Source organism: Pseudoalteromonas nigrifaciens (assembly GCF_002221505.1).
Taxonomy (GTDB): Bacteria; Pseudomonadota; Gammaproteobacteria; order Enterobacterales; family Alteromonadaceae; genus Pseudoalteromonas; species Pseudoalteromonas nigrifaciens.
Map to the genome: position 1 here is coordinate 245,611 of NZ_CP011036.1, position 13,128 is coordinate 258,738.

The following is a 13,128-nucleotide window of genomic DNA, read 5'->3' on the forward strand; positions in this document are numbered from 1 at the left end:
CCCATGGCTTACTCTTATTCTGAAAAGAAACGTATCCGTAAGGATTTTGGTAAACGTCCACAAGTTTTGGATATACCTTTCTTACTATCTACACAGTTAGAATCGTTTAAAAAATTCTTAGTGCCTGACGCTGATGGCGATCATGGTTTGGAAGCAGCCTTCCGTTCTGTGTTCCCAATTAAAAGCTACTCAGGAAATTCTGAGCTGCAATACGTAAGTTATCGTATTGGCGAGCCAGTTTTCGATGTAAAAGAATGTCAAATTCGCGGTGTGACTTATTCTGCTCCACTTCGCGTGAAATTGCGTCTTGTAGTTATGGACAAAGAAGCTCCAGGCACAGTTAAAGACATTAAAGAGCAAGAAGTTTACATGGGCGAAATTCCGCTCATGACCGATACCGGTACCTTTGTAATCAATGGTACAGAGCGTGTTATCGTTTCTCAGCTACACCGTAGCCCTGGTGTATTCTTTGATAACGACCGCGGTAAAACTCACTCATCGGGTAAAGTGTTATATAACGCACGTGTTATCCCATATCGTGGTTCATGGTTAGACTTTGAATTTGATGCAAAAGATAACTTATATGTACGTATTGACCGTCGTCGTAAATTACCGGCGTCTATTATCTTACGTGCACTTGAGTACTCGAGTGAAGACATTCTTGGTATTTTCTTCGACAACACTACGTTTGAAGTAACTGACGGTAAAGTTCTTATGGAACTGGTACCTTCACGTTTACGTGGTGAAACCGCCGCTTTTGATATTAAGAGCGAAGACGGTGAAGTGTTTGTTGAAAGTGGTCGTCGTGTTACGGCTCGCCATATCAAGAACATCGAGAAAAAAGGCATTAAGCAATTAGAAGTACCACATGAGTACATCATTGGTCGTGTATTAGCGAAAAACTATGTTGATGAGTCAACAGGTGAAGTTGTAGCTAATGCAAATGACGAGCTAACGCTTGAATTAATGGCTGAATTGGTTAAAGCCGGTCACACTAAAATTGATACGTTATATATCAATGAAGTGGACAGCGGTGCTTACATGTCAAATACCTTGAACATTGACTCTTCAAGCAGCCGTTTAGAAGCATTAGTAGAAATTTATCGCATGATGCGCCCAGGCGAGCCACCGACGAAAGACGCGGCTGAAGCCTTATTCCAGAACTTGTTCTTCTCAGAAGAGCGCTATGACTTATCAACGGTAGGTCGTATGAAGTTCAATAGCCGTGTTGGTTACGATACCGATACAGGCCCAGGCACATTAAGCAAAGAAGACATCGTGTCGGTTATGAAGGTATTGATTGCTATTCGTAACGGTGTTGGCGATGTAGATGATATTGACCACTTAGGCAACCGTCGTATCCGTAGTGTTGGCGAAATGGCTGAGAACCAATTCCGTGTAGGTTTAGTACGTGTAGAACGTGCTGTACGTGAGCGTTTAAGCTTAGGTGACCTAGATGCGATAATGCCACAAGATCTTATTAACGCTAAGCCTATTTCGGCAGCGGTTAAAGAGTTCTTCGGCTCGTCTCAGTTATCACAGTTTATGGACCAAAATAACCCGCTATCAGAAGTAACGCATAAGCGTCGTATTTCTGCATTAGGGCCGGGCGGTCTAACTCGTGAGCGCGCAGGCTTTGAAGTGCGTGACGTTCACGTAACTCACTATGGTCGCGTATGTCCAATCGAGACTCCTGAGGGTCCAAACATCGGTCTAATTAACTCATTATCTACGTACGCACGTACTAATGATTATGGTTTCTTAGAAACACCTTACCGCAAAGTGGTAGACGGTGTTGTAACTGATGAAGTTGATTACTTATCAGCCATTGAAGAAGGTCAGTTTGTTATCGCACAGGCGAACTCAAACTTAACCGAAACCAATGAGTTTGTAGATGAACTTATTCCATGTCGTCACAAAGGTGAATCTACCTTTATGGGACGTATGGACCAGCAATATATGGATGTATCACCACAACAGGTGATCTCTGTAGCGGCAGCACTTATCCCGTTCCTAGAACACGATGATGCTAACCGTGCATTGATGGGTTCAAACATGCAACGTCAAGCAGTACCAACATTGAAAGCGGATAAGCCGTTAGTAGGTACTGGTATTGAGTTAACACTAGCGAAAGACTCTGGTGTTACTATCGTTGCAAAACGTGGTGGTGAAGTAATGTATTGTGACGCAAGTCGCATCGTTGTTAATGTACATGAAGAAGAACGCGTTCCAGGCGAAGCGGGCATCGACATTTACAACTTAACCAAATACACACGTTCTAACCAAAATACATGTATTAACCAAAAACCAACTTGTATGGTTGGCGAACCGGTTACTCGTGGCGATGTGTTAGCAGATGGTCCTTCGACTGACTTGGGCGACTTAGCTCTTGGTCAAAACTTGCGCGTGGCATTTATGCCATGGAATGGTTATAACTTCGAGGATTCAATCTTACTATCAGAGCGCGTAGTTGAAGAAGATCGTCTAACGACTATCCACATTCAAGAACTACAGTGTATTGCCCGTGATACTAAATTAGGTTCTGAAGAGATCACTGCAGATATCCCGAATGTGGGCGAATCTGCACTAGGCAAGCTTGATGAATCAGGCGTTGTTTATATTGGTGCTGAAGTTAAAAGCGGCGATATTCTAGTAGGTAAAGTGACTCCGAAAGGCGAAACGCAATTAACTCCTGAAGAGAAGCTACTACGAGCTATCTTCGGCGAAAAAGCGTCTGATGTTAAAGACAGCTCTTTACGTGTACCAAATTCTGTAACTGGTACTGTAATTGATGTGCAAGTTTTCACCCGTGATGGTGTTGAAAAAGATAAGCGTGCGTTAGAAGTTGAAGAAATGCAGCTTCGCGATGCGAAGAAAGACTTCAACGAAGAGTTCCGTATTCTAGAAGCTGGTGTATTAGACCGTGCGCGTAAGTTACTTATCGCAGCTGGCTTTGATGAAGACAAATTAGCGTTATTAAATGCTGAGAAGCTACTTACGCAAAGCCTTGCTGAAGAAGACAAGCAAGCTGAGCTTGAGCAATTAGCAGCCCAGTATGACGAGCTTAAAGCTGAATACGATAAGAAGTTTGAAAACAAACGTCGTAAAATCACTCAAGGCGATGACCTAGCACCTGGCGTACTTAAGATTGTTAAAGTATACCTAGCTGTTAAACGTTGTATCCAACCGGGTGATAAAATGGCGGGTCGTCATGGTAACAAAGGTGTTATCTCGACTATCGTACCAGTAGAAGATATGCCATACGATGATAAAGGTCGTACGGTAGATATCGTACTTAACCCACTGGGTGTACCATCACGTATGAACATCGGTCAGATCCTTGAAACACATATGGGTCTAGCTGCACGTGGTATTGGTGAACGCATTGAAGAAATGATGAAAGAGCAACGTGAGCTGCATGAGTTACGCGCCTTCATCAAGCAAGCCTACGAAATTGGCGAATCTCGTCAAGTAGTAGACATTGATAGCTTTACAGATGACGAAATTCGTCGTTTGGCTGAAAACTTAAAAGGTGGTTTACCAATAGCTACTCCAGCATTTGATGGCGCGAAAGAAAACGAAATCAAAGACATGCTAGAGCTTGCGGGCTACCCAAGAAGTGGTCAGGTTACACTTTATGATGGCCGTACTGGCGATCAGTTCGAACGTCAAGTAACCGTAGGTTACATGTACATGCTGAAACTGAATCACTTAGTTGATGACAAAATGCATGCGCGTTCTACTGGTTCTTATAGCCTTGTTACTCAGCAGCCGCTGGGTGGTAAAGCACAGTTCGGTGGCCAGCGTTTTGGTGAGATGGAAGTATGGGCACTTGAAGCTTACGGTGCTGCTTACACTCTACAAGAAATGCTAACAGTGAAATCGGATGACGTGAACGGTCGTACTAAGATGTATAAAAACATCGTTGATGGTAACCATAAAATGGAACCAGGTATGCCAGAATCGTTTAACGTATTGTTAAAAGAAATCCGCTCACTGGGTATCAACATCGAGTTGGAAGAAAATTAAGCCAATTAGATGCTGCAGTTAACGCTGCAGCATCTGTTACGGCCGAATAGAATGTAGGGACGAGACTACCCGTCCTCAAGATTAACTCCGACAGGAGAGCTAAGGTGAAAGACTTACTTAAGTTTCTGAAGCAACAAAATAAGACCGAAGAATTCGATGCAATTCGCATTGGTCTTGCTTCACCAGACATGGTTCGTTCGTGGTCATACGGTGAAGTAAAGAAACCTGAGACTATTAACTACCGTACTTTCAAGCCTGAGCGCGATGGCTTATTCTGTGCCCGTATTTTCGGCCCAGTGAAAGATTATGAATGCTTATGTGGTAAATATAAGCGTCTTAAACACCGCGGTGTGATCTGTGAGAAGTGTGGCGTTGAAGTTACACTCACTAAAGTGCGACGCGATCGTATGGGTCATATTGACCTTGCGAGCCCAGTTGCGCATATTTGGTTTTTAAAATCATTACCGTCACGTATCGGCTTAATGCTAGATATGACGCTTCGTGATATTGAACGTGTTCTTTACTTCGAATCATTCGTAGTAACTGAGCCTGGTATGACAACGCTTGAGCGTGGTCAGCTATTAGGTGAAGAAGAATACTTAGATGCACTTGAAGAGCATGGTGATGAATTTGAAGCTAAGATGGGTGCTGAAGCAGTTTTAGACTTGCTTCGTGAACTCGATCTTGCACAATTAATTGCTGAAATGCGTGAAGAGTTACCAACAATTAACTCTGAAACTAAGCGTAAAAAAATCACCAAACGTCTTAAGTTAATGGAATCGTTCCACCAATCAGGTAACAACCCTGAGTGGATGATCATGACAGTACTTCCAGTATTGCCACCTGATCTACGCCCATTAGTACCACTAGACGGTGGTCGTTTTGCGACGTCTGATCTAAATGACCTTTACCGTCGTGTTATTAACCGTAATAACCGTCTTAAGCGTCTATTAGATTTAGCAGCACCAGATATTATCGTACGCAACGAAAAACGTATGTTACAAGAAGCGGTAGATGCGCTACTTGATAACGGTCGTCGTGGTCGTGCAATTACAGGTTCTAACAAACGTCCTCTTAAATCTCTTGCCGATATGATCAAGGGTAAGCAAGGTCGTTTCCGTCAGAACTTACTTGGTAAGCGTGTGGATTATTCAGGCCGTTCTGTAATTACAGTGGGTCCTACACTTAAGCTTCACCAATGTGGTCTTCCTAAGAAGATGGCACTTGAGCTATTCAAACCATTTATCTATGGCAAATTAGAGCGTCGCGGCATGGCTACGACAATCAAAGCTGCGAAGAAGATGGTTGAACGTGAAATGCCGGAAGTATGGGATGTGCTTGACGAAGTAATTCGTGAACATCCAGTATTACTTAACCGTGCACCAACACTTCACCGTTTGGGTATCCAAGCGTTTGAACCTGTGCTTATCGAAGGTAAAGCGATTCATTTGCATCCATTAGTATGTGCGGCCTACAACGCCGATTTCGATGGTGACCAAATGGCGGTACACGTACCGCTAACAATTGAAGCGCAGCTTGAAGCTCGTGCCTTAATGATGTCTACAAACAACATTCTATCTCCTGCGAATGGTGAGCCAATCATCGTTCCTTCACAGGATGTTGTATTGGGTCTTTATTACATGACTCGTGACCGTATTAACGCTAAAGGCGAAGGCGCGATATTTAAAGATCCAAAAGAAGCAGAAAAAGCATACCGTAGTGGCAATGCAGACCTTCACGCAATTGTGAAAGTACGTATTAGTCAATCAGTTAAAAACGAAAACGGCGTAGTAGAAGATACTATCACTGTTATCGATACAACTGTTGGTCGTGCAATTCTGTCGCTAATTTTACCAAAAGGCATGCCGTATGAGTCAATCAATCAGCCGCTAGGTAAAAAGCAGATTTCTGGCTTAATTAATGAGTGTTACCGTCGTCTTGGTCTTAAAGACACAGTTATGTTTGCTGACCAAATTATGTACACCGGTTTCCATTATGCAATGAAGTCAGGTGTTTCAATCGGTATTGATGACTTAGTTATCCCACCGGTTAAAGCGCAGATCATTGAAGCAGCTGAAGCTGAAGTTACTGAAATCAACCAACAATTCCAATCAGGTCTTGTAACGGCTGGTGAAAAGTACAATAAAGTTATCGATATTTGGTCACGTGTAAATGAAAACTTATCACGTGAGATGATGTCTAACTTGTCGAAAGACACAGTTATTAATGCACAAGGTGAAGAAGTAGAGCAAGCGTCATTTAACTCAGTGTTTATGATGGCCGACTCAGGTGCTCGTGGTAGTGCTGCTCAGATCCGTCAGTTGGCGGGTATGCGTGGTCTAATGGCACGTCCAGATGGTTCAATCATCGAGACACCAATCACAGCTAACTTCCGTGAAGGTCTAAACGTACTTCAGTACTTCATCTCAACGCATGGTGCGCGTAAAGGTCTTGCCGATACAGCACTTAAAACAGCTAACTCTGGTTACCTAACGCGTCGTCTAGTAGACGTTGCACAAGATTTGGTAATCAATGAAGATGACTGTGGCACAGAAGATGGCTTAACAATGAAACCGCTTATTGAAGGTGGTGATGTTGTAGAAGCGCTTCGAGAACGTGTTCTAGGTCGTGTTGTTGCTGAAGATATTGTTATTCCAGGTACTAATACAGTACTAGTTGAGCGTAACATTATGCTTGACGAAAAACTGTGTGACCTTTTAGAAGAGCATTCAGTAGATGAAGTTCGCGTACGTTCTGTTATCACGTGTGATAATGACTTTGGTGTTTGTGCTAACTGTTACGGTCGTGACCTAGCACGTGGCCATATCATCAACGCAGGTGAATCAGTAGGTGTTATCGCGGCACAATCAATTGGTGAGCCAGGTACACAGTTAACGATGCGTACATTCCACATCGGTGGTGCGGCATCTAGAGCGTCTGCTGAGAATAATGTACAAGTTAAAACTAACGGTACATTAAAGCTTCACAACGCTAAGTACGTATTAAATACAGACGGTAAGATTGCTATTATTTCGCGTTCTACGGAAATTACTATCATTGATAGTTATGGCCGTGAAAAAGAGCGTTATAAAGTACCTTACGGTGCAGTATTAACAGTACAAGACAATGCAGAAGTTCAAGGTAACGACATCGTTGCTACTTGGGACCCGCATAGTCACCCAATCGTACTTGAGCATAAGTCAAAAGTATCGTTCAGCGATATCGATGACTCGAATACTGAAACACAGACAGATGAACTAACCGGTTTAACCCGTATAGTTGTTAAAGATCTTTCTAAAGCGAATGCGAAAGAACCTAAGCTTATCATTGAAAGTGAAGAGCGCGGCTTACAAGAAACACGTCTTCCTTCATTCACTACGATTGAAGTAATTGACGGCACGACAGTAAACCCAGGTGACGTATTAGCACGTATTCCGCAAGAAGGGTCGAAAACTCGTGATATCACGGGTGGTCTACCACGCGTAGCCGATTTATTCGAAGCTCGTAAACCGAAAGAACCAGCTATTTTAGCTGAAGTTACCGGTACAATTAGCTTTGGTAAAGAGACTAAAGGTAAGAAGCGTTTAGTTATTACTCCAGATGAAGGTGATCATTACGAAGAGATGATCCCTAAATGGCGTCAACTTAACGTGTTTGAAGGTGAACGAGTGTCTAAAGGTGAAGTTATCGCCGATGGTCCAGAATCACCGCATGACATCTTACGCTTACGTGGTGTGACTCATGTTGCTAACTACATTGTTAACGAAGTGCAAGAGGTTTACCGTTTGCAAGGCGTTAAGATCAATGACAAGCACATTGAAACTATTATTCGTCAAATGTTACGTAAATGTACCATTATGCACGGTGGTGATACTGACTTCTTAGCCGGTGAGCAAATTGAAGTGGCACGCGTTAATATCGCAAACCGCGACCTTGAAGCTCAAGGTAAGATCCCAGCTAAGTTTGAAATCCAGTTAATGGGTATCACAAAAGCATCACTAGCAACAGAATCTTTCATCTCTGCAGCCTCTTTCCAAGAGACAACACGTGTTTTAACCGACGCAGCAGTGAATGGTAAGAGCGATGAGTTACGCGGTCTGAAAGAAAACGTAATAGTGGGTCGTTTGATCCCAGCCGGTACCGGCTTTTCGTATCATCAAGAACGTATGGCTCGCCGTAAACAAAGCAAAGTAGTAGAAGAGCAGACTGTAAGTGCAGAAGAGGCAACTCAAGCGCTAACTGATGCTTTAAATGCGGATTTATCTGGAAATCAATAAACTAAACCAAATCAATAGATTAGGTTTTCGCAAGGTAGATATCTTCTACCTTGCGAGCGGTTTAGGTTGACAGGTCAATCTTTGCTCATTAAAATTCCGCCACCCATTTACCTGTGCGTTTAAAACAAACTTGTAAAAACGGGCGGATTTTTTTATTTTTTCAGTAGTAATTCTAATTTCAGGAGCTATTTAAATGGCAACTATTAACCAGCTAGTGCGTAAGCCACGCCGTAGCAAGGTTACGAAAAGTAACTCAGCTGCGCTTAAAGCGTGTCCGCAAAAGCGCGGTGTATGTACTCGCGTATATACAACTACACCTAAGAAACCAAACTCGGCGTTACGTAAAGTAGCTCGTGTACGTTTAACTAACGGTTTCGAAGTAACTTCATACATTGGTGGTGAAGGTCATAACCTTCAAGAGCACAGTGTAATCCTAATCCGTGGTGGTCGTGTTAAAGATTTACCAGGTGTGCGTTTTCACACCGTTCGTGGTGCACTTGACTGTGCAGGCGTTAGCGATCGTCGCCAAGCTCGTTCTAAATACGGTACTAAACGCCCTAAAGGCTAATAGTTCTCCGTTAGTAAGGCCAAGCACTAAATATTTTTAATTATTGTTTTGGGTTATTGACTCGATAAGAGCAAACCTGAATAAACCGGAGATACAAAATGCCTAGAAGACGCGTAATAGGTCAACGTAAAATTCTTCCAGATCCTAAGTTCGGATCGGAGCTTCTTGCGAAATTCGTAAACATCGTAATGTTAGATGGCAAGAAATCTACTGCTGAAAAAATCGTTTATGGTGCGCTAAATGTGGCTGCTGAGAAATCAGGCAAGTCGCACCTAGAAATCTTTGAAACGGCACTTGATAATATCCGCCCACAGGTAGAAGTTAAATCTCGCCGTGTTGGTGGTTCAACTTACCAAGTACCAGTTGAAGTACGTCCAGTTCGTCGTAACGCATTAGGTATGCGTTGGTTAGTAGACGCTGCTCGTAAGCGTGGCGAAAAATCTATGGGCTTACGTTTAGCTCAAGAAATCGTTGACGCTGCTGACAACAAAGGCACTGCGGTTAAGAAACGTGAAGACGTTCACCGTATGGCTGAAGCGAATAAAGCATTCGCTCATTACCGTTGGTAATCTGCCCTTAACCTTTAAGAGGATTTTATGGCACGTACAACTCCACTTGAGCGCTATCGTAATATCGGTATTTGTGCTCACGTAGATGCAGGCAAAACCACCACAACAGAACGTATTCTGTTTTACACGGGTCTTTCTCATAAGATCGGTGAAACGCATGATGGTGCTGCAACTATGGACTGGATGGAGCAGGAACAAGAGCGTGGTATCACAATCACTTCTGCTGCAACTACGTGTTTCTGGAAAGGGATGGACGCTCAATTTGACGCTCATCGTATCAATATTATTGATACTCCAGGACACGTTGATTTCACTATCGAAGTAGAGCGTTCTTTACGCGTATTAGATGGTGCGGTAGTTGTTCTTTGTGCTTCATCTGGTGTACAGCCGCAAACTGAGACAGTTTGGCGTCAAGCGAACAAATACGAAGTTCCAAGAATGATCTTCGTAAACAAAATGGATCGCACAGGCGCTGACTTCTTTGCAGTTGTTGACCAGGTGAAATCTCGTCTTGGAGCAACGCCTGTTCCAATTCAGTTGCCAATAGGCGCTGAAGACGGCTTTAAAGGTGTTATTGACCTGATTAAGATGAAAGCTATTAACTGGAACGAAGCGGACCAGGGAATGACTTTCACTTATGAGGCAATACCGGCAGAACTTCAGGAATTAGCCGATGAATGGCGCTCTCATTTAGTTGAAAGTGCTGCTGAAGCTACTGAAGAACTAATGGATAAATACTTAGAGGGTGAAGAGTTAAGTGAAGCCGAAATAAAAGAAGCTTTACGCCAACGTACATTAGCAAACGACATTGTTCCTATGACGTGTGGTAGCGCATTTAAAAACAAAGGTGTTCAAGCAGTGCTTGATTGCGTTGTTGAATACATGCCTGCTCCTACGCAAGTGAAACAAATTCAAGGTATCCTAGAAGATGGTACCGAAGAAGAGCGTCCTGCTGATGATAAAGCGCCGTTTGCTGCACTTGCATTTAAAATTGCAACGGACCCGTTTGTTGGCACCTTAACTTTTTTCCGTGTTTACTCTGGTACTGTTAAACAGGGTGACGCGGTATACAACCCAGTTAAAAGTAAGCGTGAGCGTCTTGGTCGTATCGTACAGATGCATTCAAACTCACGTGAAGAGATCAAAGAAGTCTTCGCAGGCGACATCGCGGCGGCTATTGGTCTCAAAGACGTAACAACAGGTGAAACACTGTGTGATCCGAAATCCATTATTACGCTTGAGCGTATGGAATTTCCTGAACCAGTAATCTCTGTTGCGGTTGAGCCTCGCACAATCGCTGACCAAGATAAGATGGGGATCGCGCTGGGTAAACTAGCGGCTGAAGATCCATCTTTTCGTGTACAAACCGACGAAGAATCGGGTCAGATTATAATATCTGGCATGGGTGAACTTCACCTCGATATCCTCGTCGAACGTATGAAACGTGAATTCAGTGTTGAATGTAACGTTGGTAAGCCGCAGGTTGCATACCGAGAAGCTATCCGTTCAACTGTTAAAGTTGAAGGTAAGTTTATACGTCAATCAGGTGGTCGTGGTCAATATGGTCACGTCTGGCTTAAACTTGAACCGATGGATATTACGGATGACGAAGCACCAATTTACGAGTTCGTTAACGAAACTGTAGGTGGTTCTATTCCCAAAGAATACGTCCCTGCGGTAGACAAAGGCATCCAAGAGCAAATGTCTCAAGGTGTGCTGGCAGGCTACCCATTACTTGGCGTTAAAGCGACTTTATATGATGGTTCATTCCATGATGTAGACTCGAATGAAATGGCATTTAAAATAGCAGGTTCATTGGCAATGAAGCAAGGCGCGCTGCAAGCGAGCCCGGTACTTTTAGAGCCAGTAATGAAGGTTGAAGTACTCACTCCTGAAGCAAACATGGGTGATGTAGTTGGTGACTTAAACCGTCGCCGCGGCATGATCGAAGGCATGGAAGATGCATTAGGTGGACTGAAGCAAATTAATGCACAGGTTCCCCTTTCTGAAATGTTTGGTTATGCTACTGACTTACGATCTGCAACACAGGGTCGTGCTTCATACTCTATGGAGTTTTTGAAGTACGCCGAAGCATCGAAACATGTTGCAGAGACAATAATTTCAGCTCGCGCTGTAATATGATTTTTAGCTTGTTTAACTCAATAGTGAGTTAGACTTTAATTTCTTTATAGGAATTTTTTAAGATGGCAAAAGCAAAGTTTGAACGCGTAAAACCGCATGTAAACGTAGGTACAATCGGCCACGTTGACCACGGTAAAACTACACTAACTGCAGCAATCACTAACGTACTTGCAAAAGTATACGGCGGTGTTGCTAAAGATTTCGCATCAATCGATAACGCTCCAGAAGAGCGCGAACGTGGTATCACTATTTCAACGTCTCACGTTGAATACGATACACCTACACGTCACTACGCACACGTAGATTGTCCTGGTCACGCCGATTATGTTAAAAACATGATCACTGGTGCTGCTCAAATGGATGGCGCTATCTTAGTAGTTGCTGCGACTGATGGCCCTATGCCACAAACGCGTGAGCACATCCTACTTTCTCGTCAAGTTGGCGTTCCTTACATCATCGTGTTCATGAACAAATGTGACATGGTTGATGACGAAGAGCTACTTGAGCTAGTAGAAATGGAAGTTCGTGAACTTCTTTCAGAATACGATTTCCCAGGTGATGACTTACCACTAATTCAAGGTTCAGCACTTAAAGCGCTTGAAGGCGAGAAAGAGTGGGAAGATAAGATTGTTGAGCTTGCAAACGCACTTGATTCTTACATTCCAGAGCCACAGCGTGACATCGATAAGCCATTCATCATGCCTATCGAAGACGTTTTCTCAATCCAAGGCCGTGGTACTGTTGTAACTGGTCGTGTTGAAGCTGGTATTATCCGCATCAACGACGAGATTGAAATTGTTGGTATCCGTGATACAACTAAGTCAATCTGTACTGGTGTTGAAATGTTCCGTAAACTGCTTGACGAAGGTCGTGCTGGTGAGAACATTGGTGCACTTTTACGTGGTACTAAGCGTGAAGACGTTGAACGTGGTCAAGTACTAGCTAAGCCTGGTTCAATCAAGCCACACACTACTTTTGAATCAGAAGTATACGTACTTTCAAAAGATGAAGGTGGTCGTCATACTCCATTCTTCAAAGGTTACCGTCCACAGTTCTACTTCCGTACAACTGACGTAACTGGTGACGTACAGTTACCAGAAGGCGTAGAAATGGTAATGCCTGGTGATAACGTTAAGATGACAGTAACTCTAATCGCGCCAATCGCGATGGACGAAGGTCTTCGTTTCGCTATCCGTGAAGGTGGTCGTACTGTAGGCGCTGGCGTTGTTGCAAACATCGTAGCGTAATAATTAGCCTAGCTAATTAGTACTAAAAAAACCGAGCTTACGCTCGGTTTTTTAATGCCTGATATAAAGTAAACCTTTTAGAACCTAGCTATAAAAAGAGTGCTTAGTGATTTTAAGAGGGGCTATTTAGGCAGGCTTACGATGGGGTAGCTAAGTGGTGTTTTGTCGCTGTGATTGATACTGTGTACTGTATTGGCATTGTAAGAAGTAAGGCTGGGCTGTAGTGCTAAATTAAAGTCCTGTTATTACCTTTGCTACATTAAGTCACTTAGGCTTGATTGGTTGGCTAATACTCT

Annotated in this window: 6 protein-coding genes; all 6 read left to right on the plus strand. The window is 43.3% G+C overall.

All coding sequences use genetic code 11. From position 1 onward, the window contains the following. The first annotated feature begins 3 nt into the window (after positions 1-3). The 6 genes from rpoB to tuf all read left to right on the plus strand — a co-directional run bounded on the left by rpoB (position 4) and on the right by tuf (position 12,832). Positions 4-4,029: a DNA-directed RNA polymerase subunit beta gene (rpoB, locus tag PNIG_RS01185; RefSeq protein WP_086995185.1), complete on the plus strand. Its 4,026-nt coding sequence runs from the start codon at positions 4-6 to the stop codon at positions 4,027-4,029. A gap of 104 nt (positions 4,030-4,133) precedes the next feature. Further along, positions 4,134-8,306, plus strand: coding sequence for a DNA-directed RNA polymerase subunit beta' (rpoC, locus tag PNIG_RS01190; RefSeq protein ID WP_089367605.1), 4,173 nt, complete (start codon positions 4,134-4,136; stop codon positions 8,304-8,306). A gap of 193 nt (positions 8,307-8,499) precedes the next feature. Then, positions 8,500-8,874 (plus strand): 30S ribosomal protein S12, encoded by a 375-nt coding sequence (gene rpsL, locus PNIG_RS01195; RefSeq protein ID WP_008165517.1) that lies wholly within the window; start codon positions 8,500-8,502, stop codon positions 8,872-8,874. Positions 8,875-8,972: 98 nt separating this feature from the next. Further along, positions 8,973-9,443, plus strand: coding sequence for a 30S ribosomal protein S7 (gene rpsG / locus PNIG_RS01200; protein WP_011326942.1), 471 nt, complete (start codon positions 8,973-8,975; stop codon positions 9,441-9,443). 27 nt (positions 9,444-9,470) lie between these two features. Further along, positions 9,471-11,585 carry an elongation factor G gene (gene fusA, locus PNIG_RS01205; RefSeq protein WP_011326943.1) on the plus strand — a complete coding sequence of 705 codons (2,115 nt, stop codon included), beginning with the start codon at positions 9,471-9,473 and terminating at the stop codon, positions 11,583-11,585. A 62-nt stretch (positions 11,586-11,647) separates the two neighbouring features. After that, positions 11,648-12,832 carry an elongation factor Tu gene (gene tuf / locus PNIG_RS01210; RefSeq protein ID WP_011326944.1) on the plus strand — a complete coding sequence of 395 codons (1,185 nt, stop codon included), beginning with the start codon at positions 11,648-11,650 and terminating at the stop codon, positions 12,830-12,832. Positions 12,833-13,128: the final 296 nt, after the last annotated feature.

Bases quoted from the DNA above. Each gene is read 5' to 3' on its own strand.
- rpoB (WP_086995185.1), top strand. From the start codon at position 4: ATGGCTTACTCTTATTCTGAAAAGAAACGTATCCGTAAGGATTTTGGT.
- rpsL (WP_008165517.1), top strand. From the start codon at position 8,500: ATGGCAACTATTAACCAGCTAGTGCGTAAGCCACGCCGTAGCAAGGTT.
- rpsG (WP_011326942.1), top strand. From the start codon at position 8,973: ATGCCTAGAAGACGCGTAATAGGTCAACGTAAAATTCTTCCAGATCCT.
- fusA (WP_011326943.1), top strand. From the start codon at position 9,471: ATGGCACGTACAACTCCACTTGAGCGCTATCGTAATATCGGTATTTGT.
- tuf (WP_011326944.1), top strand. From the start codon at position 11,648: ATGGCAAAAGCAAAGTTTGAACGCGTAAAACCGCATGTAAACGTAGGT.